This is a genomic window from Brevibacterium linens, assembly GCF_003999335.1.
Lineage (GTDB): Bacteria > Actinomycetota > Actinomycetes > Actinomycetales > Brevibacteriaceae > Brevibacterium > Brevibacterium linens.
This window is the reverse complement of sequence record NZ_CP026734.1, coordinates 373,430-395,745: the sequence shown is the minus strand read 5'-3', so window position 1 is coordinate 395,745 and position 22,316 is coordinate 373,430. Positions and strand designations below refer to the sequence as shown.

At 65.4% G+C, this 22,316-nt stretch carries 17 protein-coding genes; 4 read left to right on the top strand and 13 right to left on the bottom strand.

Annotation, left to right across the window (positions count from 1 at the left end; genetic code table 11):
* Window positions 1-62: 62 nt before the first annotated feature.
* From CXR29_RS01690 to CXR29_RS17220, 7 genes are all read right to left on the bottom strand, one after another.
* Complete coding sequence (locus tag CXR29_RS01690; RefSeq protein WP_101554793.1) at window positions 63-818, bottom strand: iron ABC transporter ATP-binding protein; 756 nt, start codon at window positions 816-818, stop codon at window positions 63-65.
* Window positions 815-2,029, bottom strand: a complete 1,215-nt coding sequence (locus CXR29_RS01685) for an iron chelate uptake ABC transporter family permease subunit (protein ID WP_240812005.1) — start codon at window positions 2,027-2,029, stop codon at window positions 815-817. The genes CXR29_RS01690 and CXR29_RS01685 overlap by 4 nt, the downstream gene beginning before the upstream one ends.
* Window positions 2,030-3,136 (bottom strand): ABC transporter permease, encoded by a 1,107-nt coding sequence (locus CXR29_RS01680; RefSeq protein WP_101554792.1) that lies wholly within the window; start codon window positions 3,134-3,136, stop codon window positions 2,030-2,032. It abuts the gene before it with no gap.
* On the bottom strand, window positions 3,136-4,125 hold the full coding sequence (locus tag CXR29_RS01675) for a siderophore ABC transporter substrate-binding protein (RefSeq protein ID WP_127363698.1): 990 nt from the start codon (window positions 4,123-4,125) through the stop codon (window positions 3,136-3,138). The genes CXR29_RS01680 and CXR29_RS01675 overlap by 1 nt, the downstream gene beginning before the upstream one ends.
* 197 nt (window positions 4,126-4,322) lie before the next feature.
* Window positions 4,323-5,288 (bottom strand): inositol monophosphatase family protein, encoded by a 966-nt coding sequence (locus CXR29_RS01670; RefSeq protein ID WP_127363697.1) that lies wholly within the window; start codon window positions 5,286-5,288, stop codon window positions 4,323-4,325.
* A 94-nt stretch (window positions 5,289-5,382) separates the two neighbouring features.
* Window positions 5,383-6,684: an ISL3 family transposase gene (locus tag CXR29_RS01665; protein WP_009881950.1), complete on the bottom strand. Its 1,302-nt coding sequence runs from the start codon at window positions 6,682-6,684 to the stop codon at window positions 5,383-5,385.
* A 653-nt stretch (window positions 6,685-7,337) separates the two neighbouring features.
* A complete protein-coding gene (locus CXR29_RS17220) occupies window positions 7,338-7,490 on the bottom strand; it encodes a hypothetical protein (RefSeq protein WP_164742748.1) in 153 nt (50 codons plus the stop codon).
* A 350-nt stretch (window positions 7,491-7,840) separates the two neighbouring features.
* On the opposite strand from CXR29_RS17220, the gene CXR29_RS01660 reads away from it, so the two are divergent.
* The gene (locus CXR29_RS01660; RefSeq protein ID WP_241241544.1) at window positions 7,841-10,963 is read left to right on the top strand and encodes an FAD-binding and (Fe-S)-binding domain-containing protein; all 3,123 of its coding nucleotides are present in this window, start codon (window positions 7,841-7,843) and stop codon (window positions 10,961-10,963) included.
* Between the two features lie 107 nt (window positions 10,964-11,070).
* On the opposite strand, the gene CXR29_RS01655 is transcribed toward CXR29_RS01660, so the two are convergent.
* The 3 genes from CXR29_RS01655 to aceA all read right to left on the bottom strand — a co-directional run bounded on the left by CXR29_RS01655 (window position 11,071) and on the right by aceA (window position 14,766).
* On the bottom strand, window positions 11,071-11,460 hold the full coding sequence (locus CXR29_RS01655; RefSeq protein WP_025778484.1) for a universal stress protein: 390 nt from the start codon (window positions 11,458-11,460) through the stop codon (window positions 11,071-11,073).
* Between the two features lie 145 nt (window positions 11,461-11,605).
* A complete protein-coding gene (gene aceB, locus CXR29_RS01650) occupies window positions 11,606-13,213 on the bottom strand; it encodes a malate synthase A (RefSeq protein WP_127363696.1) in 1,608 nt (535 codons plus the stop codon).
* A 242-nt stretch (window positions 13,214-13,455) separates the two neighbouring features.
* On the bottom strand, window positions 13,456-14,766 hold the full coding sequence (gene aceA / locus CXR29_RS01645) for an isocitrate lyase (RefSeq protein ID WP_127363695.1): 1,311 nt from the start codon (window positions 14,764-14,766) through the stop codon (window positions 13,456-13,458).
* Between the two features lie 181 nt (window positions 14,767-14,947).
* Between aceA and CXR29_RS01640 the strand changes: the two genes are divergently transcribed.
* Window positions 14,948-16,399 (top strand): helix-turn-helix domain-containing protein, encoded by a 1,452-nt coding sequence (locus CXR29_RS01640; protein ID WP_241241543.1) that lies wholly within the window; start codon window positions 14,948-14,950, stop codon window positions 16,397-16,399.
* A gap of 92 nt (window positions 16,400-16,491) precedes the next feature.
* Here the strand turns inward: CXR29_RS01640 and CXR29_RS01635 are convergent, their stop codons facing one another.
* Together CXR29_RS01635 and CXR29_RS01630 are read right to left on the bottom strand one after the other, a co-directional pair.
* Window positions 16,492-17,670: an alpha/beta hydrolase gene (locus CXR29_RS01635; RefSeq protein WP_127363694.1), complete on the bottom strand. Its 1,179-nt coding sequence runs from the start codon at window positions 17,668-17,670 to the stop codon at window positions 16,492-16,494.
* Window positions 17,671-17,780: 110 nt separating this feature from the next.
* The gene (locus CXR29_RS01630; RefSeq protein ID WP_241241542.1) at window positions 17,781-19,433 is read right to left on the bottom strand and encodes an FAD-dependent oxidoreductase; all 1,653 of its coding nucleotides are present in this window, start codon (window positions 19,431-19,433) and stop codon (window positions 17,781-17,783) included.
* A gap of 37 nt (window positions 19,434-19,470) precedes the next feature.
* Here CXR29_RS01630 and CXR29_RS01625 point away from each other — a divergent pair, with 37 nt between their 5' ends.
* Both CXR29_RS01625 and CXR29_RS01620 read left to right on the top strand, forming a co-directional pair.
* A complete protein-coding gene (locus tag CXR29_RS01625; RefSeq protein ID WP_241241541.1) occupies window positions 19,471-20,817 on the top strand; it encodes a site-specific DNA-methyltransferase in 1,347 nt (448 codons plus the stop codon).
* Between the two features lie 320 nt (window positions 20,818-21,137).
* Window positions 21,138-21,434 (top strand): antibiotic biosynthesis monooxygenase family protein, encoded by a 297-nt coding sequence (locus CXR29_RS01620; RefSeq protein ID WP_127363693.1) that lies wholly within the window; start codon window positions 21,138-21,140, stop codon window positions 21,432-21,434.
* Between the two features lie 117 nt (window positions 21,435-21,551).
* On the opposite strand, the gene CXR29_RS01615 is transcribed toward CXR29_RS01620, so the two are convergent.
* Entirely contained in the window at window positions 21,552-22,289 is a 738-nt protein-coding gene (locus tag CXR29_RS01615; RefSeq protein WP_127363692.1) for a potassium channel family protein, read from the bottom strand.
* Window positions 22,290-22,316 lie beyond the last annotated feature (27 nt).

Sequence of the window (22,316 nt, the reverse complement as noted above, 5' to 3'; positions counted from 1 at the left end):
GCGGACGATGCTCCGCAGCACACAACCAGATGCATCAGAAGTCCCCATCACCCGGCCCGGACTCAGAAATACACCGCCAGCGGGCCTCGAGGGCCGTCGACGACGTCGACCGGGGTGTCGAACACCCGGGACAGCACCTCACCGGTCATGATCTCCTCGGGCGTGCCGAACTCGACCACCGCACCGTCTTTGACCGCACAGATGTGGTCGGCGTAGTGACCGGCGAAGTTGATGTCGTGGAGGACGATGACGATAGTCCTGCCCATCTCGGCCGCCGCCCGGCGCAGGTGCTGCATCATCTGCACCGATCGCTTCATGTCGAGATTGTTCAGCGGCTCATCGAGCAGCACATAGTCGGTGTCCTGCGCCAGCACCATCGCCACATAGGCACGCTGCCGCTGCCCGCCGGACAGTTCGTCGATGAATCGGTTCTCCAGCTCACCGAGCTCGAGGAAGTCGATCGCCTGCGAGATGACTTCCTCATCGGCAGCCGTCAGGCGTCCCTTCGAATGCGGGAAGCGACCGAAGCCGACGAGCTGGCGGATCGTCAGCCGAGTGATGAAGTGGTTCTCCTGCCGCAGGATGGATACGATCTTCGCCAGGTCCTTGGACTTCGTCGACGACACATCGAAACCGGCCACCGAGATCGCTCCGGAATCGAGCCCGAGCAGCCGCCCGATCATCGTCAGCAGCGTCGACTTCCCCGCACCGTTCGGCCCGACCAGGGCGGTGACTCCCCCGGCCGGGATCTGCAGGTCGACGGGTCCGATCGAGACCTCGTCGTCGTAGGATTTGCGGACCGATTCGAGCGTGATCACAGGCGCCCCTTTCGCAGGATGACGAGCAGGAAGGCGCCGCCGCCGACGATCTCGATGATGATCGACACGACCCCCTCGGCGTAGAAGATGTTCTTCATGACGAAGTACGCCCCACCGAGGACGACGAACCCGAGGAGGGCGGCCATCGGGAAGAGACGCTTGTGGTCATAGGTGTCGGCGAACTGGTAGGCGAGCATCGCGACGAGGAAGCCGAGGAAGACCATCGGTCCGATCATCGACACGGACACCGCCATGAGGATGGAGACGAAGAAGAGGACTCTGATGAGTTCGCCCTTGAAGTTGAGCCCCAGGTTGCTCGTCATGTCCCGCCCCAGGGCCACCACATTCAGGCGTGAGGAACAGAGGTAGAGCCCGAGGCAGGCCAGCACACACAGCGGGATCGACACCGGCAGGTAGCTCGAATCCGAATTCGAGATCGACCCGAACAGGCGGGCCGAGAGGATGTCGAACTCGCTCGGAGTCAGCGTCCGCTGCATGAATGTCGCCACCGATCCGAGTCCGCCGCCGATGACCACGCCGATGAGCAGCATGAGCGCCACCGAGGAATGCCGCCCCGACAGCAGCCACCCGTAGAGCGCCAGCGACAGCCCGACCATGAGAATGAGTTGGACGACGAAGGGCACGAGCCCCTTGAGCTCGACGATCGCCGTGACCCCGAAGAAGTACATCGCCGAGGTCTGGATCGCCACGTAGAGGGACTCGAATCCCATGATCGAGGGCGTGATGATCCGGTTGTTCGTCACCGTCTGGAAGGCGACCGTGCCGAACGACTGGCACAGCGCGACCAGGGCGATGACGACGAGGTTCGTCAGCCGCAGCTCCGCGATCAGCCAGAACCCCGGGTCCGTGATCGGCATCGGATTGTCCCAGGCCAGGATGCCCAGAGCGATCCCCGCCGAGGCGACCGACAGCACGATGATCATCGTCCAGTACCGCCGCACGGACTTCGCCGTCGGCAGCGGACCCGACGACCGCTGAGCGGGCGAAGACCCTCGCCGAGGCGGCCGAACGACCCGTGCGCCCGCACCGGAACGATCCGTGCCGGTCGGGTCAATGACAGCGGGACGATCTCGGTCGACCGCCTCGGTGCCGGTGGACCGATCCCCGCCGTTCACGACGGTGGCCGCGGTCGGGTCGGCCGCCTCGGTGCCGGTGTCGACCGGGGATTCGTCCTTCGCGCGCATCGGCACTCACCCGACCTTCCGCTGACGCAGCAGCAGGGCGACGAACACGGCCGCGCCGACGACGCCGAGGATGAGGGAGACGGGCACTTCGAAGGGCATGACGATGATGCGGCCGATGAGGTCGCAGATGGTGACGATCGCGATGCCGAGCAGACACACCCACGGCAGATTCGAGCGCAGGTCGTCGCCGCGGATGAGCGAGACGATGTTGGGCACGATGAGGCCGAGGAACGGCAGGTTGCCGACGACGACGGTGACCACTCCGGTCGCAATCGCCACGAACACGGTGCCCAGCAGCAGGATCTGGTTGTAGTTGAGGCCGACGTTGGTGGCGATCTCCTTGCCGAGACCTGCCACGGTGAAGCGGTCGGCGAGAACGAAGATGGCGACGACGACGGCCGCGACGATCCACAGGGTCTCGTACTGGCCCCGCAGGATCGAGGTGAAGCTGCCGGCGAACCAGATGCCCAGGGATTGGAGCATGTCCGTCTGCACCGCGATGAATGTCGAGACGGCGCCGACGACGGCGCCGAGCATGATGCCGACGATGGGCACGATGAGCGAGGACTTCAGGGACACGCGGCGGAGAAAGACGAAGAAGACGAGGGTGCCGATGAACGCGGCGATGATCGCCCCGACCATCCGCGCCACGATCGAGGCATCGGGGTAGATGATGACGGTGAGCATGAGCCCCAGTCCCGCCCATTCGGTGGTGCCGGTCGTCGTCGGTTCGACGAAGCGGTTCTGGGTCAGCAGCTGCATGACCAGTCCGCACATCGCCATGGCGGCACCGGCCAGGACGAGGGCGATCGTGCGCGGGATCCGCGTGATCTGGAACATCTCTGCCCCGCCGTCGCCGCCGAAGACGTCATAGACGCCGGTGAGCAGCGAGATCGCGAGGAGGATGGCGACCCCGAGGATGCCCAGCACAAGCGGCCATCCGAACAGGGGTGTATTCGCCGAGGCGGCCCCACGTGGGGGCGAGGCTGCCGTCCCGCTGGGGGACAGAACCGCCGTCCCGTCTGGGGACGGGTCGGCCGTTCCCTGTGGGGACTCAGCCGTCCGGTTGCGTCGGGCTTCGTTCCGACGGCGGGCCGCCTCGGCGAGGGTCATCACTTCTGGTCTTCGAGCTTGTCGGCGAAGTCGTTGAAGAACTCGGTGTACGTCTGGATGCCTTCGTTGAGGTAGGTGTCCTCGGGGAAGTAGACGATCGCGTCGTCCTTGATCGCAGGGACATCCTTCAGCGCTTCGGAGTCTTCGAGAACTTCGGCGGCCGGGGCCGAACCTTCGTCGCGGTCCTCTGGGGCGAAGGAGGCATCGCGGTCGAGGACGATCATGAGGTCGGGCTGCGACTTCGCGATGGCTTCGACGGAGATGTCGTCGCCCTGGTGGTCTTCACTGCCCTCGTCGACCTCGAGGGCCGGGTCGAGATCGAGGATGTCGAAGACGGGACCGACGGTGCGGCCGACCGATGGTGCGGCGTAGCCGATGTCGCCGGCCGAGGTGATCAGGCCCATCACCTTGTCGCTGTCGTCGTAGGCGGACTGAGCACGTTCGATGGAGGCGTCGAAGTCGTCGACGAGCGCCTTCGCCTCGTCCTGCTTGCCGAAGACCTCGCCGAGCACCTCGGTCTGGCGGCGCAGTTCGGCGTCGAAGTCCTCACCGTCGCGGGGATCGAGTTCGAGCACCGTCGCGTCGGGAGCGAGCTTGGCCAGGTCGTCGTGGAACTGGGCGAATCGCTGGCCGTTGACGATGAGATCGGGCTCCGCTTCGACGACCTTCTCGAGGTCGGGTTCGCGGTGGTTGCCGAGGTCGAGGATCGAGTCGTCCTGGGTGTAGTCGAGGTCGTCGCTCATCAGGGCGACGGCGCCGCCGCTGAGTTCGATGCCCCAGTCGCTGAGGGTCTGGAACGTGCGGTTGTCGGTGGCGACGACGGACTTCGGCGGGGAGGCGACGGTCTGCTTGCCGTTGTTGTCCTCGACCTCGATCGTCGAGCCGGAGTCATCGGCCTGCGCCGAATCGGAGACGGCAGAGCCGCAGCCTGCCAGGGTGAGAGCGACAACGCCTGCCAGGGCGCTCAGTTGAAGGCGAGTCGAAACCATGGGTCCCACTTTCAGGAATGAACGAATAGGTCGAGCGTGTGCACACACTGAAAGTAAGCTTAGCCTATGCTTCAAAAATAAAGTCAAAGAAGTGTGACGTTATCTGCATCACACCTGAAGTGGGGCCGGATGGGCGTGCGGGCGGGCGGTGGGCTCCGCTGCGCCCCGGTCAGATGGCGGGCTCCGCTGCGCCCCGGTCAGATGGCGGCGATGAGCCTGTCGACCTCGTCCTGGGTGTCGGCGGCGGCTGTCGGGCCGCCGGATCCTCCGCGACTGACCTTGAGTCCGGCCTCTTCGACGATGACCGCCCCACCTGCGTAGTCGTAGATGCCCAGGCCGCGTTCGGCGTAGCCGTTGACTCGGCCCTCGGCGACCATGCACAGGTCGAGTGCGGCCGAGCCGCAGCGACGGATGTCGTCGTATCCGGTCATGAGGTTCTCGAGCTTGGCCAGTTGGACTCCGCGGTTGCTCAGGGCATAGGCGAAACCGGTGGCCAGGAGCCTGCCGGACAGCCCGGGCGGAGTCCCGCGCAGTCGTCGTGCCGGTATGGCGGCACCGGTCTCGCGGTGGTCGGCCAGACGTCCGTCGATCCGAAAGGCACCCAGGCCCGCGGCCGCCAGCCATGTAGCGTCCAGCCCGGGCGAGGCGACGAGTCCGATCTGCCAGTCGCCGAGTCCGAGGCCGGCGTCCTTCTCATCTGCCACCGCGCAGACGCCGACGGAGAAGGCATGGTGTTCGATGCTGCGGACATAGTTGACGGTGCCGTCGATCGGGTCGATATGCCATTCCAGCCGCGGACCGTCGTCAGCGATCTCGTTGAGTGCACCGGTCTCCGGATCGAATGCGTTGAGTCCCAGCAGGAAGTCCGCAGGGAAGAATGCGACCGGGTCGAGGGCTTCCGAACCCTCTTCGCCGACCATGAGGTCGTGGGGCCTGACTTGGTTGAGGTAGCCGCGCACGAGCGCCTCGATCTGCGCGTCGGCGCGAGTGACGAGGTCATTCGGCGAGGTCTTCGTGTCGACGACATTGGCGTCGAGGCTCGCGCCGAGCAGCGGCCTCCAGGCGAGCATCTGCTCCCAAGCCATGAGCGAGAGGTCTGAGGCGATGCGGATGAGCGGAAGGTCGACGATCTCAGCGGGCAGCGATTCGAGCTCGGAGTTCATACGGCCACTCTAGACACCCCGCCGCGCTCCTCGCCCGAGCGTCCGCCGGCAGAATCCTGCCCGTCCGCGCAGTCCGTTTCCCGGCTCTTCGCAGTTAGGGGTGTAATCGGGGTCTGAATCCTCCCGTCTCGAGCAAGCTTCGGGCGATGTAGTGGGTGAGGTTCCGGAACCCCAGCGCCGATCCACGTAGGTGTTCCAGCCTGCCATTCAATGCTTCCGTCGGACCGTTCGACGTCCCCGGCCGATCGAAATACGCCAACACATCCATAGCCCGCTTCTTCAACGTCCGCCCCAGCCGGCGCAGCTCAACAAGACCAGCAGGCACCCCGGACGAGATGGAGTCGATGATCGACTGCAGCGACTTCTTCCCCGCGGTTCGGTCCGGGTTGCGGTAGGCGGTGATGATGTCTTGGAACACGCTCCAGGTCACCTCCACATCAGCATGATTCTCATCAGCAAAGAGAGCGACGATCCGTTGCTGCTGCCGCTCGGTGAGTAACTGACACCCGGTGTGCAGAGTCCGCCGGGCCTGATACAACGGGTCGCCCTTCTTCCCGCGGTGCCCGGTCGTTTCCTGCTGAACACGCCTGCGGACCTCGTCCAGACTGTCCCCGGCGAGCTTGACGACATGGAAGGGATCCATCACTTCCACCGCGGCCGGCAGCTCTTCGACAGCAGCGGTCTTGAACCCGGTGAACCCATCCATCGCCACGACCTCGATTCCATCGCGGAAGGCCTTCGACTGCCGGGCCAGCCACGATTTGAACACGGCCTTCGATCGTCCCTCAACCATGTCCAGCAATCTCGCTGGTCCTGTCTGATCGCGGATCGGGGTGAGATCGATGATCACGGTCACGTACTTGTCACCCCGTCTGGTGTGCCGCCAGACATGTTCGTCGACGCCGATGACGCTCACGTTATCGAACCGGGAAGGATCGTCGATGAGAGCCCGATGTCCTTCGGCCAGGATCGCGTCATTAGCGGTGTGCCAGGATACAGCGAGCTTGGCCGCGATGACGGAGATCGTGGCGTGATCGACAACGAGTGCTTTCAAAGCCCATGCGAGTCCGGTGCGCGAGATCTTGGCCCTGGCTGGGGCTGCTTGGTCGGTGTCATGGCGCCACACGCGCCCACAGAGTTCGCACTTGTAGCGACGGAGTCGGATGAGCAGGGTGGTGGGACGGTGCCCGAAGGGTTCGTGAGCCAATTTCCGGGTCACAGTATCGCGGGGCCGGCCATGTCCGCCGCATCGGTGGCACCACTCATCGTCAGTGGTTGGGGTGCACAGGAGAACTGTTTCTGAATCGGTGACGTGTTGGCCCGTGCAGTGCAGGCCGAGTGTGTCGAGGTGGCAGAACGTGGTGAGGTCAGGGGTGGAGAACGTAAGGTGGTGCACGTCGAGGTCTTTCGGATGGTTTGTCTAGGAAATTCCATCTTCGAAAGGCCTCGACCTATTTCTGTGTAGCGACGCGCACCGGTTCTACACCCTCAACTGCGAAGAGCCGGTTTGTCTAGGAAATTCCATCTTCGAAAGGCCTCGACCTATTTCTGTGTAGCGACGCGCACCGGTTCTACACCCTCAACTGCGAAGAGCCCGTTTCCCACGGCCGCAGTCCGCCCCCTGTGTAACAAGACTGCAATACACCGGCGACTATGTACTTCTTGTATCTAATCCGCCCCCGGGGCCTCAGGAACTCCGATCGCACAGCTATTCTCGCCTCCCGGAAACGCACCTGCGGTTGCCGTCACCGCACTTCGATCCAGGTGATTTCACAAACAGAGGAAGTGTCGAATCCTGAAGCGATTTCCATGCCTCGAGCAGAATTTCACTTCGGAAATGTGTTCACCCAACAGGGCCATTGTCCCCGGAACGAGAATTCCCGCTTCCGGCACCTCGATGAATCGGTCACGCAACCGTCAGAGACCGTCCATGAATCGCACAAGGGCGGTGATCCATATCGATTAAGGATCACCGCCCTGGTTTCTGCGCGGGAAGTGCGGACACAGAGGGGGCAGGCGAATGCCATTCTTCCCCCGTGCTTCCTGTGATCAGGCGGGGTCGGCGACTCCGGCCTTCGGCTCACTGCGCTTGACCGGCCCGTGCCTGCGCACGATCTCCTGAACGGCCTGCGAGGAGGTGCCGGCCGCCTCGGCGATCGCACCGAAGGTCGCACCTTCTTCGCGGGCGCGCAGAATCGCCATCACATAGTCGGTGTTGATTTTGGAGCGCTGCCGTGCGACCTTTCGGACCGCACCGACTAATGCCGCCTGATCAACTGTCAATTCACGAGCTCGACGAGACATGGTTTCTTCCCCTGCATTCATGGTGTGGCCCGTTGCCACGAATTGGTGTAGTCCCATTAGATACCACGAATATGTCAAGACACCAAGAATTCCCGAATATAGGAACTCGGGCTACTGTGTAGCACCGTTCTGAGCACGTAAGATAACGAATATATAACATTACTTGGGTTTCAACGATGACCGTCGCTCGCAATGTTCCGGCATGGACGGTATCGATGTTCCGGCAACCCAAGTGGCACAATGCGGACATGACGACTATGGCCGATCCCACTGGAGCGAATCGGGCGACCGTCGACGAAGACGAGTCCCAGACGCCGCTTCCCACCGCACTCGCCGAACAGTTCCGCGCCGCGGGCATCCGTGATTTCAGCATCGACGATACCGACCGCGCCGCGTACTCCTCCGATGCCTCGCTCTTCCGACTAGTCCCTGCCGCCATCGTCTTCCCTCACGACGAGGGCGAGGTGGCTCGTGCCCTGTCTGTTGCGCGCCGCCTCGGTGTGCCCATCACCAGCCGCGGTGCCGGCACATCGATCGCCGGCAACGCCATCGGCCGCGGCATCGTCCTCGACTTCTCTCTCCATATGAACGCGGTCCTCGACCTCGATCCGGATGAGCAGGCGGCCTGGGTGCAGTCCGGCTGCGTCCACGCCCACCTGCAGAAACAGGCCAAACCGCACGGTCTGCGTTTCGGCCCGGACCCGTCCACCCACACCCGCTGCACGATCGGCGGGATGATCGGCAACAATGCCTGCGGGCCCCGGGCGCTGGGCTACGGACGCACGGGCGACAACATTCTCGCGCTGAAGATCATGCTCATCGACGGCACCGTCGTCATCCTCGATGACGCGGACGCCTCCACCACGTTCCCGCGGCTGCATGAACTCGTGGCACAGAACCTCGGCACCATCCGTACGAACTTCGGCACATTCTCCCGCCAGGTCTCCGGGTACGGACTCGAAGCCCTCCTTCCGGAGAACGGCTTCGACGTCCGCCGCGCCTTCGCCGGCACCGAGGGCACCTGGGGAGTCATCCTCGCGGCGAAGATGCGCCTGGTCAAGGATCCGAGTTTCACCTCGGCGGTGGTGCTCGGCTATGCGGACATGGTCGCCGCCGCCCACGATGCGCCGCTGCTGAAGGACTTCCCCGTCGCCGCCTGCGAGGGCCTCGATTCGCGCATGCTCGACCGGGTCATCGACACCAAGGGCGCCGAGGCGGTCCCGCCCCTTCCCGAGGGTGCGGGCTGGCTCGTCGTCGAACTCACCGGTGAGGACGAGGCCGCGCTCGAGACCGAGACTCAGCGCCTCATCTCCGAATCGACGTCACGCGACTCCGCAGTCCTCGACGCCCGGGCCGCGGCCGAGGTGTGGGCGATCCGCGCCGATGGCGCAGGTCTCGTCTCGCGCACCCCCGATGGGCGCGACGCCCACGCCGGCTGGGAGGATTCGGCGGTTCCGGTGGACCACCTCGGCGATTATCTGCATGACCTCATGGAGCTGCTCGAGGAGCACGGGCTGTGGGCGATTCCCTACGGGCACTTCGGCGACGGCTGCCTGCACATGCGCGTGGACTTCCCGCTCGAGGATCCGAACGGCGGGCAGGTGATGCGCGATTTCATGGTTGCGGCCACGAAGCTCGTCGCGCGCTACGGCGGGTCGGTCTCCGGGGAGCACGGGGACGGTCGGGCCCGCTCCGAACTGCTGCGCCTCATGTACACCCCGGCGGCGCTCGACCTGTTTTCCCAGGTCAAGCGGCTCTTCGATCCTCAGCATCTGCTCAATCCCGGTGTCATCGTCGACCCGGACGCCCTCGACGAGTCGGTCCGTCTCACTCAGCTGCCGCTGCGTCAGGAGCTGCCCGGAACCCTCGCGATGGCCTACGAAGGCGAGTCCGCCGGTTTCGCGTCGGCGGTGCACCGGTGCACCGGGGTCGGCAAGTGCCGTGCGGATTCGGCGGCCGGCGGCGGCATCATGTGCCCGTCGTACCAGGCCACACGGGATGAGCGGCATTCGACGCGGGGGCGTGCGCGAGTGCTGCAGGAGATGGTGTCCGGGGATCTTCTCGAGCCTCGCTGGGACTCCCCCGAGGTGCACGAGGCCCTTGACCTGTGCCTGTCATGCAAGGCCTGCGGGACCGAATGCCCGACCGGCACGGACATGTCCACGTACAAGGCCGAGGTGCTCTACCAGTCGTACAAGGGCAAGCTGCGGCCGATGAAGCACTATTCGCTCGGGTTCCTTCCGCAGCTCGCCCGTCTCATCACTCCTCTCGCACCCGCGGTCAACCGGGTCTCGGGGCTGACGGGGCTGACGACGCTGGCCAAGAAGATGGCCGGCATCGACGTCCGCCGGTCGATTCCGCAGTTCGCGTACACGACGTTCAGGAAATGGTGGGCCACCACCGCCGAGGCGGCACCGAAGTCGCACTCCCCCGCTGAGTCCCGCTCGAGCGCCGAGTCACCGGGCGCGGATTCGTCGCCGGCCGCGGATTCGTCAACGGCCGCAGAATCGCTGCGGCCCACGGCTGAGGTCGTGCTGTTCGCCGATTCCTGGTCGAACCATTTCGCTCCGCGCATCCTCGCCGCGGCCGTCGCCGTGCTCGAGCAGGCCGGGGTGCATGTGCGGGTGATCGATCAGACGGTGTGCTGCGGACTGCCGCTCATCTCGACCGGTCAGCTCGATGCCGCGAGGGCGCATCTGTCGGAGACGATCACCGCACTCGATGTCACCGGAGATGTGCCGATCATCGGCGTCGAGCCCTCGTGTTTGGCCACGCTCAAGGATGATTCGCTCAAGCTCGTCGCCGATGAGGCCTCGCACCGGGTGGCGAACCGGGTGCAGACACTGGCCCAGTATCTGCTGAGCATCGGTGCCGAACTGCCGGACCTGTCCGGGGTCGAAGCACTCGTGCAGCCGCACTGCCACCAGTCGGCGATCTTCGGCAACGCCGCCGATCAGGAGCTGCTGGCCCGGGCCGGAGCGGACACTGAGTTCCTCGGCGGGTGCTGCGGTCTGGCCGGGAACTTCGGCGTCGAAGACGGTCATTTCGAGACTTCGGTCGCCGTCGCCGAGGTGGCTCTGCTGCCGGCTCTGCGCAGACGCGGACGGGCCACCGGGGTGGAGGCTCGGGCCGATTCCGATAGCGTCACCGTTGCCGATACCGATACCGACGCTTCAGCTCATCGTGCGACGGAGGCTGTCTCAGATGCTTCGCGCGCTCGAGCAACGGGATCCGGCGCGGATGGGCGGTTGCAGGTCGTTCTTGCCGACGGGTATTCGTGCCGCACGCAGATCACGGATCTCAGCGACGCTGCGGGGGTGTCGCTGGCCGAGCTCCTCGCGTGGGGGTGGGGGCTGGAACCGCGGCGCTGAGTCCGAGGTCAGGGCCGCCTCGGCGAGGTTTCCGGCCTTGGCCGTCGTCTCGGGCCTTGGCCCTCGTCTCAAGCCTTGGCCGTCGCCTCAGTCCCTTGGCCGTCGTCTCAGGCCTTGGCCGTGAGCACCGGGACTTCGGCTTCGAGGAGGATGCGCTGGGCCTGCGAGCCGAGGATGAACTTCCCGATTGCCGAGCGTTTGCGCAGGCCGATGACGATGAGTTGGGCGTCGTACTCCTCGGCGAGGTCGTTGAGCGTGCCGGGCAGATCGTCTTCGTGATCGGGCTGGAGCACCTCGACCTCGACGTCCGATTCCCTGCCGAGGTCGACGATCCGCTTGATCTCGTCCTCACCGATCTCGGTCGGAGCTCCACTGGCACCTCGTCGCTGTGAGTTGATCACGACGGCAGCGCTCGACCGCAGTTCGGCCTCTGCGAAACCCGCACGCAGAGCAGCCTCACCCTCGGGAGCGGGTAGGTAGCCAATGAGAATCGTCATGGCCCCCAGTATATGGACTCATCCATGATTCGTTCACTTCGGGATCACTCTACGGTCAGGTAACCGCCACCCCACCCCCAGAACTACCTGACGGCGGCTGAGCAACCTCGCGCGAGGTTGCTGGGCCGCCGTCAGGTAGTAATTGTTAGGCGACGAAGGCTTCGGTGGGCTTGGACACCCGGTCGACCAGGTGGTCGGTGTAGGCCGGCATGGTGAGGAACTCGGCGAACTCCTCACCCAGCGCCGTCTCACGGAAGATCTCCACGGCCTCATCGAAGTGGTCATCGGCACGGCGCTGCATCAGAGCCAGCTCCTCTCCGAGGTAACGCTCCACCAGACGCGTGGTCAGCTGCTGACCGTTGTCCAGAGTCACCTCGTGGCGGATCCACTGCCAGATCTGCGAGCGGCAGATCTCGGCCGTCGACACGTCTTCGAGCTGGTTCTCCAGAGCCACGTGCCCATTGCCGCCGAGCCATTCGTTCATGTATCCGATGGCCACGCGGATGTTCACCCGCACGCCCTCTTCGGTCACGACCGGCTCGAGGCCGGTGCGGTCGAGGATGTTCTCGCTGGTCACCTGCACATCGGGGCGCTTGTTCTCCAGCTGGTGCGGCTGCGAGCCCAGAGCGGCGTCGAACACGGCCAGCGCTGCCGGAACCAGTGCCGGGTCGGCCACCCAGGTGCCGTCGAAGCCCTGCCAGGCCTCGCGGGCCTTGTCCTCACGCATGCGCTCGAACTCGGCGGCCACGAACTCCTCGTCCGGATGATCGGCCATGAGGTTGGACATCGTGCCGATCGCGTGTGCGCCGCGACGGTGGCAAGTGGCCACGAGCCGGTCAGTGAAGGCCTTCATCAGCGGCAGATCCATCGTCAGACGTTCGCGGTCGGGCAGAACGTAGTCGGTGGTGTTGCGCAGGTTCTTCACCACGGAGAACAGGTAGTCCCAACCGGCGGCCTCGAGACCTGCACAGTGCTCGCGCAGCTCGAAGAGGATCTCTTCCATCTGGAACACTGCGGTGATCGTCTCGATATGAGCGGTGGCCCGGATGGTGCCCCGTTCGATGCCGAGCATGTTCTGTGCCAGGACGAACACCTTGTTCCACAGGCGTGCTTCCTGCGAGGACTCGAGCTTCGGCAGGTAGAAGTACGGGCCGGAGCCGTTGTCGATGAGGTACCGAGCATTGTGGAAGAAGTAGAGACCGAAGTCGACCAGCGCTGCGGAGGTCGAGAACTCGGCTCCGTTGTCATCGACGTAGATCAGGTGCTTCTCGGGCAGGTGCCAACCGCGGGGGCGCAGCCCGATCGTCGGCTGGTTGTCGTTGTTGACGCCGGGCAGCTGACCGCGGATGGCGCGGAAGAGGTTGACCTGCCCGCCGATGACGTTGGCCCAGGTGGGGCTCGTGGCGTCTTCGAGATCGGCCAGCCACACCTTCGCCTGCGAGTTCAGTGCCGCCACGACCTCATCCTCGGTGACCGGCCCGGTGAGTTCCACGCGGCGGTCTTCGAGGCCGGGGGCACCGGCGGATCCGGCGACGGACCAGGAGCGGTCGGCGCGGATGCGTGCGGTCTCGGGCTTGAAGCGGGGGAGGGTTCCGCCGTTCATCTCGGCCGCGCGGGCCCGGCGCGTGCGCAGCACGTCGCAGATGGTGCCGGCGAACTCGTCGTGCAGCTTGGCGATGAACGTCAGAGCAGGCTCCGAAAGGACGGTGCCGAAGCCGGTTTCGAGCGGCGCGTTGATCTTGATGTAAGACATGGGCTTCTCCTCACCCGTCGTAGTGTGTGCCTGGAATGTGCGGCTGGTGCTGTGGGGGATCCTCGCCGAGGCGGCTGCCCCGTGTTCGTGAGCGTTCCCGTGGGATCGTGGCGGGGTTTCGATGCGTCTGTGGTGTGACGGAGCGGATCGACAATGTGAACCCCGTGAAAACACTGCCGATCCGCCCCGGGTTCTGGGTGGGTTTATCCCCGCTGGTCAGCGGGGCGAAAACCCGGTGCGGCTCACTGGAACTGAGCGGTTTCGGTGGAGCCGGCCAGCGCGGTGGTCGACGACTCGGGGTTGAGTGCAGTCGACACCAGATCGAAGTAGCCGGTGCCCACCTCACGCTGGTGGCGGGTCGCGGTGTATCCGCGCTCCTCGGCAGCGAACTCGCGCTCCTGCAGGTCGACGTATGCCTTCATCTGCTCGCGGGCGTAGCCGTGGGCCAGATCGAACATCGAGTAGTTCAGAGCGTGGAAGCCGGCCAGGGTGATGAACTGGAACTTGTAGCCCATGGCTCCGAGCTCGCGCTGGAACTTCGCGATGGTGGCATCGTCGAGGTGCTTGCGCCAGTTGAACGACGGCGAGCAGTTGTAGGACAGCATCTGGTCCGGGTACTCGGCGTGGATCGCCTCGGCGAACTGCTTGGCTGCTTCGAGGTCAGGTGTGGAGGTCTCCATCCACAGCAGATCCGCGTATGGAGCGTAGGACAGTCCGCGGGCGATGCCGGCTTCGAGTCCGTTCGTGATCTTGTAGAAGCCTTCGGCGGTGCGCTCACCGGTGACGAACTGCTGGTCGCGCTCGTCGATGTCCGAGGTCATCAGCGTGGCTGCCTCGGCGTCGGTGCGGGCGATGACCAGGCTGGGCACGTTCTCGACGTCGGCCGCGAGGCGGGCGGCGTTGAGGGTGCGGATGTGCTGCGAGGTCGGAACGAGGACCTTGCCGCCGAGGTGGCCGCACTTCTTCTCGGAACCGAGCTGATCCTCGAAGTGCACACCGGCCGCGCCGGCAGCGATCATCGAGCGCATGAGCTCGTAGACGTTGATCGTGCCGCCGAAGCCTGCTTCCGCGTCAGCGACGATCGGAGCGAACCAGTCATCGACCTGCTTGTTGCCCTCCGAGGTCTCGATCTGGTCGGCGCGCATCAGAGCGTTGTTGATGCGGCGGACGACCTGCGGGACCGAGTTGGCCGGGTAGATCGACTGGTCGGGGTAGGTCTGACCGGCGGCGTTCGCGTCGGCGGCGACCTGCCAGCCGGAGAGGTAGATGGCGTTGAGGCCGGCCTTGACCTGCTCGACTGCCTGGTTGCCGGTCAGTGCACCGAGTGCGTTGACGTAGTCACCGGAGTGGATGTCGCCGGCGGTGATCTGGTTCCAGAGGCGCTCGGCTCCGTGACGGGCCAGCGTGTGCTCCTCGATCAGCGAACCGCGCAGTTTGACGACATCCTCGGGCTCGTAGTCACGAGCGACTCCCGACCAGCGGGCGTTGGTGGCCCATTCGCGGCGGATGGCTTCAGCATCGTGCAAGCTGTTCTGCGTGGTGTTCTCAGTCATTGTCCTTCTCTTTCTCGATCTCTCGGGGTTGTTGATGTATCCAGTCTGCGGGGGCCGCAAGCGCTCTCGCATTGTTTTTTCGGATGAATAATCTCGATATTTCCGGTTTCAGAAATTTCGCGGTTCTGTCATACTGGTTTTCACGATTGTGAACCGGCCCACAGAAACCGAGGGAGGCGCCTTGAACAGCGTTGGCGCGGAATTTGAGAGCGAAGACCAGCAGACCGACCCGCTCAGCATCGGCAGAAGAATCCGTTTTTTTCGCAAGAAGCGTGGTTTGACTCTCAACGAGCTGGGGCAGGAAGTGGGGCGCGCAGCGTCCCAGATCTCGACGATCGAGAACGGCAAGCGAGAAACTTCTGTCACGCTCTTGGCCGCGATTGCGAAGGCACTGAAGACAGATGTCTCCGAGCTCATCGATCCGGCTCCGATCGACGAGCGTCAAGCCCTCGAATTGGAGGCCGAACGCAATCAGGCCTCCCCCATGTACTCCGCACTCGGGCTGCCGCAGGTGCGGATCAAGTCCCTGCCGGCCGATGCCCTCGAAGCGATCGTGGGTCTCCAGCGGCAGCTCGGCGAAGCCCTCGAACGGCGTGCGGCCACCCCGGAGGAGGCACGGCGGGCCAACCGGGAGCTGCGGGATCGGATGAGGGAGAAGAACAACTACTTCGCCGACCTCGAGGCCACCGCCGCGGAACTGCTCGACCTCGTCGGCTACGAATCCGGAACGGTGTCACAGCGGCAGACAGCGCTCATCGCCGAGAAGCTCGGTTTCAGCCTCCATTACGTCTCCGACCTGCCAGAATCGACTCGGTCGATCTCGGACACCGCGAACAAGCGCCTGTATCTGCCCAATGCCGATGCCGCCTTCGATCCGCGGTCGCACCTGCTCATGAGCCTGGCTCCGCATGTCCTCGGTTATGACTCCCCGAAGGACTTCCACGAGTTCCTCCAGCAGCGCGTCGAGGCCAACTATCTGGCTGCCGCGATCCTGCTGCCCGAGTCCGCGGCCGTGCCTATGCTCGAGGAGGAGAAGAAGAAGCGGGTGCTCTCCGTCGAGCATCTGCGCGATATGTTCGGCGTCGGCTACGAGATGGCTGCCCACCGGTTCACGAACCTCGCCACCGAGCATCTCGGACTGCCCGTGCACTTCATGAAGGTCCACAATTCCGGCACGATCCACAAGGCGTACTCGAACGACGGCCTGCCGTTCCCTACCGATCCGCTCGGAGCGATCGAGGGCCAGTTCGCGTGCAAGCGCTTCACCTCGCGCACCGTCTTCCGCGTCGCAGACCGGTTCAGCCCGTACTACCAATACACCGACACCCCGCACGGATCGTTCTGGTGCACAGCCCGCGTGCTGCCTGGCGGCGACTTCGCCATCAGCGTCGGCGTCCCGTTCTCCCACGTCCGCTGGTTCGAAGGTCGGGAGTCACCGATCCGCTCGCAGTCCGGATGCCCGGATCCGTCCTGCTGCCGGCAGGCCCCGGACGACCTGGCCGAGAAATGGGAGGATCAGGCGCTGCCGTCGGCCCGCATGCACGCCTCGCTGCTGGCCGCGGTTCCGCCCGGTGCCGTGCCCGGAGTCGACGACACCGAGGTCTACGAGTTCCTCGAACGCCATTCCGGCTGATCGTCGACAGAGATCGACGGCACAGGAATCCCACGCCGAGACGGCTCCCCCCACTCCGGGCGCCCCGTGACCGAGGCCGGTGAGCGTTCGGATCATTCCGCCAGGACTTCGGCCAGGCGGACGAGCATGAGTTCGCGCCACCACAGGTATTCGTGCCCGCCCACAAACGGTCGAGACACGATATCGATGCCGCGAGCGGCGAACTCCTCGGTGGCCTCGGCGACCGAGTCTGCAATGACCGTCTCCAGGGTCCCGTGGTCGACACAGAATGTCGGATGCGCGACGGCCTCGAGGGGCTCCGACTCGTGGGACTCCGACTCCCCGTCAGTGCCGTCAGATCTGTCGTCGGATCGGCTCGGCGCGAGATCCCAGATCCTGCGCCCCCGATCGTCGGATTCCCAGAACGACGGCGAAAGGCAGATCCCGCGGAACGCCTCCGGATGCCGCAGGGAGAAGAAGGCCGCGGCCAGTCCGCCATATGAGGTGCCCGCGACGATCGTACGGACCGGGACCTCCGGTGCCGTCTGACGAACGAGGGCGAGAACGTCGTCGCAGAACCGCGGATTCATCACGAGGTCGTCGGCGCGCTGACCGACGGCCGCGTCCTCATCGGGGCCGCCCTCCCCGACGGGAGCGTGGTCGATGGCGATGACCGCTGACGGCGGGGACACCAGCTCGTCGATCCCCGTGAGCAGTCCCCCGCGGATGAACCGCTCCCCGTCGAAGACGATGAGCACCGGCGCCGAGGCGGGGCCCCGCTGCGGTCGGTGGATCCAGGTCCGCCTCGGTGAGGAACCGAGGGTGATGACCTGTTCGTCGACGTCGGACCGCCCTTCCTCCTCCCTTCCGCTCGTGCCAGCGCCCGCTCTGGCTCCACCGGTCCAGTTCAAGGGCCGGGCATCGGGTGCGGCGAGTTCGAGGACCTGTTTTCGACGCATGTCCGTGACCGTGCGCAGGCCGTGATCACCGGTGGGAACGAAACCCTTCGCGAGGACATCGAGCCAGGTCGGACGGTCGGCGACCTGGAATCCTCGCGGCACGGACAGGAAGCGCAACGCCCCGCGATACCCCCGCGGAACCGCCAGTTCGATCGAATACCGCGTCGCGCCGGCACCGTCGACACTGTCGCCGCCCTCGTCCCCGGCCGGGCGTCGGACCATGATTCCGCCCGGCACATTCCGTCTGTTCGTGACGCCGTTGAGGTCGACGAAGATCTCCTGTCCGTCCTCGGGAGCCGCCTCGGCGGGAATGGATGAGGCCGGAAGATCCACCTGCAGCGTCCAGCTTTCGTCAGGACCGTTTTCGATCCACGTACACAGCGCGGGGACTTGCCGATTTTCGCTCACGAGCAGTATCCCTTTCACAGGATGGCAGGTTGGCCTCAACGGGCCGAGTTCTCGAACGCCCGATCGACGATCGTCTCGGCGATCGCCAGCGCCGAGGTGGCCGCCCACTTCGGCACGGACCTGACCATGGTCAGCCTGCCGCGCCTGGTCACAGTGAGTTCGTCGACGAGTCCGCCGTCGGCGGTCATCGCCTGAGCGCGGACTCCGCGGGTCCCGGGGACCACCGTGGTCGGGTCGAGCTCGGGGACGAAGCGGCGGATTCCGTCGACGAATGCGGTCCTGCTCACCAGCGGCCTGGCTCCGCGGGCCGCTGTCTTCGCTGTCTGGGCGGCGAACTTCCAGAATCCCTTGGATCTGGCGGTCGAGCTGATATCGGCGAGGTCGAATCCGTGGCGGTCGTAGGTTTCGCGGCCGAGGGCCACGAAGGTGTTCGGTCCGAGGATGATCCCATCGTCGAGTCCGCGGACGATCGAGGTTTCGGTGAAGGGGGCCTGCGGGTCGGGAACGGAGCCGATGATGCCGCGGACCACCTCGGTGCCGGTGGGGGCGTCTGTATCAGCAGCAGGGATCCGATAGAAGTCGCTGGTGAAAGGCACGATCCTCGGTTCGGCATTCAGTCCCGCGGCGGTCGCGAGGCGATCGGCCTGGAGGCCGGCGCAGACGATGACGATGTCGAAGGCGCCGAGCACTTCCTCGGCTGGAGCGTCCCGGACCGAGCCGTCGCGGCGCGACTTGCTGGGTGTGTCACCAGCGCGCGATCCTGCGCCACCAGTACGCGAGCCGTCGCGGTTCGCCCACGCGTCGGAGACCTTCTGCGTCCACTCGCCGATCGTCGATTCGGCCTGTCTGAACCAGTCCTGCCCACCGAAGCGATCGCGCAGCTCGTCGCCGATGCCGATGACGGGTTCGCGGCCTTCCTCCCCGCGGTAGGTGCGCGGCCGGTCGCGGACCTGTTCGTCGCGGCTGTCATGAGCGTCGGCATTCTCCGCGCCGCGGCCGTCAGGGCCGGCCGCGCCATCGTGTTCATCCCGCTCGTCGGCAGTGCCTTCACCCCGGGCGCTATCGCCGGATTCCGAGGCTGCAGCCGCATCCCCCGCCGGCAAGTCTTCTGCCGGGACCGGGCGCCCACGCAGTCGGACTTCGTTGCTCATGGCATCGACGCCGGTGACCTCGGTGCCGAAGCGGAATGTCCCTCCGGCGCCGCGCACATCGGAGGCGAGCGCGGCGGTGAGCGCCGAGAAGTCAGCAACGGCCGCATGGGGTGAGAAGAGTCCGAGGACTCCCCTGACCGCCGGTTCGACGGCTCCGATCTCGTGGCGTTCGAGCAGTCGCGCTCCGGGGACCTCATTGTCCTTGGCACGGGCGAAGATCTCTTCGAGTCGTTCGGCTTCGTCGGTGTTCTGGGCGATGAGCAGCTGCCCGCATTCCCGGTAGGGCACGCCGGCTTCGGCCATATAGGGAATGAGCAGCTCGAGGCCCCGTCGGGTGAGCTTCGCCTCCGTCGAGCCGGGTGTCTGATCGAGTCCGGAGTCGACGATTCCGGAGGTGTGACCGCTCTGATGTGCGGCGACGGTATCGGCCTTGTCGAAAACGGTGACCTCGGCGGCGGGGAACCTCATGGTGACTTCGCGGGCGGCGGCGACACCGAGGATGCCGGCACCGACGACGGCCACTCGTGAAATACTCATACAGCAATCTTGGCACCGTTCGGGGTGAAGGAGAAGGATGACGACCGTCTTGGAGTGGCCGGGCAAGGCCGCCGCCTTCGCCCTCGGCCACCGCCTCATCGCGGATGCCGACACCGGGCCCGGCCCCGGTGAACGGGGACCCGAGCACCACCTCGGTGACTGTGATACGGAACGCGAGCCCCGCCTCGGCGAGGGTGACGAGGGACCCGAGCACCACCTCGGCGAGGGCGCCCGCCGTCCTCACCTGCGCAAGGATGACGGATCGAGCGTCGCTCCCGATCCGCGGGAGAATCTGCTCATCGTCGGGGACAATCTGCCGGCTCTGCAGGCGCTGCTGGCCACGCATCGCGGGCGGGTCAAGGTCGTCTACATCGATCCGCCGTACAACACGGGCAACGCGCACACCTACAAGGATCACGGGCACGATCACGCCAGTTGGCTGTCCTTCATGACTCCGCGGCTGCTGCTCGCGCGCGAGCTCATGCGCGACGATGGGGTGCTGTTCCTCCATCTCGACGACAAGGAGAGCGCGTGGGCGCAGCTGCTCGGGCACGAGATCTTCGGTGAGGACAATTCGCTGGGCACGCTCATCCATCAGCGGGCCAAGGGCGGGGGCAATGCGCGGTCGTTCGTGCGCGGGCACGACTATGTGCATGTCTGGGCCCGCGAGGCAAGCCGGGTCGGGCCGTTCCTCACGGAGAAGAAGTCGCCGGCGAAGCTCGAGGTCATCGACGGCAGGCGGATGCTCGTGGAAACCGATGTGCTGCGCGCCGGTTTCGGCCGGTATGCGCGCGGGTCGGAGCGGCGGCTGATGTATGAGGACATCGTCGCCGTCAAAGGCGAGAGGAAACTCGCCGAGGTGGACGCGAAGCTGGCATCGGGCGAGTACATCCTCAGGTCGTGGGGAACCGAGGGCAAACACGCGGTGGTGCGGGTGACGCCGGCGGAGAAGGCGAGTTCGAAGATGTACTCGATCATCAAGGCGCTCGGCGGGCAGAACGATCTGGAGCCGCTGGGTCTGGCGGGGGTGTTCAGCTATCCGAAGCCGGTCGAGCTGGTCAAGGCGCTCGTGGCCTCGCAGACGTTCTTCGACCCCGATGCCATCGTCCTCGACTTCTTCGCCGGATCCGGGACCACGGCGCAGGCCGTGATGGAGGCCAATTCGCGCGACGCAGGTACGCGATCATTCGTGCTCGTGCAGACCCCGGAGCCGCTGCGGTCGAAGACTGCGAAGGCCGTAGTGGTCGGTGACGGAACGGGCCGGACCAGCGACGCCGAGTTCCCGACGATCAGTGAGCTCACCGCCGAACGCATCCGCCGTGCCGCCGCAGCCCACTCCCCCGGCCTGGACTTCACCCAGCTCGAGGTCAGCGAGGGCGAATAGTGGGCCACCCTACCCACCAGCCGGACACCTGAACACGACTCAGGTCAGCAGGAGCACCGTTCGCACCGCGAGTTCCGGACGATGCGTGACGGTTTTCGGGCGCTGCCCCCGCACGGATCGACCGAAACTCGGCACAGATACAGGCACAGGCAGGGTTCGCGCGCCCAGATACCCAGATACTGGACCCCTGCACGACATCGGTTCTGAGACTCTGCGAGCGACCAAGCGGACTCCTCAGACAGCATTCGGGTCGGAGTCGTAAGGTCGAGGTGAGCCAGCCGCTCACCGACAACCACTGCCTCTGATGAAAAGGAGCAATCATGTCAGTCGTCGCCATCAACGCGCTCTCCGTCCCCGAACCAGCTCGCGCGGAACTCGAAAAGCGCTTCGCCGAACGCAAGCATTCGGTCGACGGAGCTCCCGGCTTCGAGGGCTTCCAGCTGCTGCGCCCGGTCGCCGGCGGGGACCAGTACTTCGTCTACACCCAGTGGGCGACGAAGGAGGATTTCGAAAACTGGAAGCAGGGCCGCTCGTCCTCGCACGAATCGACCGGCAAGGCCCCGGTCTCCGAGCAGGCGAACCTCCTCGAGTTCGAGGTCGTCGACCTCGGCGACTGAAGCCCGCACCAGCACCCGGATCGGACGCGCCCGGCTCCGGGGCCGCCTCGTCGAGGGACCCTTGAAACCTCAGGCGCCTCCTCGGCGCGGTAATACCAATTGCCCAAGGACGTCGGCCTAAGCGTCGGCGTCCTTGTCCAATTCACTGAACGCTTCGACCTTCGTCGGGCTGCCGGCCACGAGGATCTCGTCGTCGGCGTAGAGGGTGACATCCCGGTCGGCGATGTCCCAATGGCCGCCGCCGCGACGTTTGAACGCGACGATCGTGACGTCATACGTCAAGCGCAGCCCCAGCGAAGCCAAAGGCACGTCGGTCGTGCGCACCGGCGGGGTGGTGCGCGCCAGGACGAAATCCTCGTCGATGGGCAGGAAGTCCGAGATATGCCCCCTGATCAGGTGGGCCAGCCGGCGGCCCATATCGTTCTCGGGGCTGATGACGTTGCCGATGCCCAACTGGTGGAGGATCTCCGCATGGGTTTCGCTGATCGCCTTCGCCCAGATGTGCCGATTGCCGAGCTTGAGGATCCGCGACGCCACGAGGATGCTCGCCTCGAGGTCGCTGCCGATGGCGATGACGACGCGGGAGACCTCGTCGATGCCCAGCTGTCGCAGCACCACCTCGTCGGTGGCATCGGCGCGGGAGGCATGGGCGAGAACGTCGGCGAACTCGGCCACGACCGATTCGTCGCGGTCGACGCCGATGGCCTCGACTCCATGCTCGGCGAGCTCACGTGCCAGTGACCCGCCGAAGCGGCCGAGCCCGATCACGGCCACAGCTCCGTCCTTCGCCAGCGGCGAGGGGTCGCCGGTGAAGAACGACGCGGACCGCGCCATCCAATTCTTCTTCTCGTTCATGGTCGTTTCCTTTCCGGCCCGGCGGCC

Bases quoted from the DNA above. Each gene is read 5' to 3' on its own strand.
- CXR29_RS01680 (WP_101554792.1), bottom strand. From the start codon at position 3,136: ATGACCCTCGCCGAGGCGGCCCGCCGTCGGAACGAAGCCCGACGCAAC.
- CXR29_RS01675 (WP_127363698.1), bottom strand. From the start codon at position 4,125: ATGGTTTCGACTCGCCTTCAACTGAGCGCCCTGGCAGGCGTTGTCGCT.
- CXR29_RS01670 (WP_127363697.1), bottom strand. From the start codon at position 5,288: ATGAACTCCGAGCTCGAATCGCTGCCCGCTGAGATCGTCGACCTTCCG.
- CXR29_RS17220 (WP_164742748.1), bottom strand. From the start codon at position 7,490: ATGGCGATTCTGCGCGCCCGCGAAGAAGGTGCGACCTTCGGTGCGATC.
- CXR29_RS01660 (WP_241241544.1), top strand. From the start codon at position 7,841: ATGACGACTATGGCCGATCCCACTGGAGCGAATCGGGCGACCGTCGAC.
- CXR29_RS01655 (WP_025778484.1), bottom strand. From the start codon at position 11,460: ATGACGATTCTCATTGGCTACCTACCCGCTCCCGAGGGTGAGGCTGCT.
- aceB (WP_127363696.1), bottom strand. From the start codon at position 13,213: ATGTCTTACATCAAGATCAACGCGCCGCTCGAAACCGGCTTCGGCACC.
- aceA (WP_127363695.1), bottom strand. From the start codon at position 14,766: ATGACTGAGAACACCACGCAGAACAGCTTGCACGATGCTGAAGCCATC.
- CXR29_RS01630 (WP_241241542.1), bottom strand. From the start codon at position 19,433: ATGAGTATTTCACGAGTGGCCGTCGTCGGTGCCGGCATCCTCGGTGTC.
- CXR29_RS01625 (WP_241241541.1), top strand. From the start codon at position 19,471: ATGACGACCGTCTTGGAGTGGCCGGGCAAGGCCGCCGCCTTCGCCCTC.
- CXR29_RS01620 (WP_127363693.1), top strand. From the start codon at position 21,138: ATGTCAGTCGTCGCCATCAACGCGCTCTCCGTCCCCGAACCAGCTCGC.
- CXR29_RS01615 (WP_127363692.1), bottom strand. From the start codon at position 22,289: ATGAACGAGAAGAAGAATTGGATGGCGCGGTCCGCGTCGTTCTTCACC.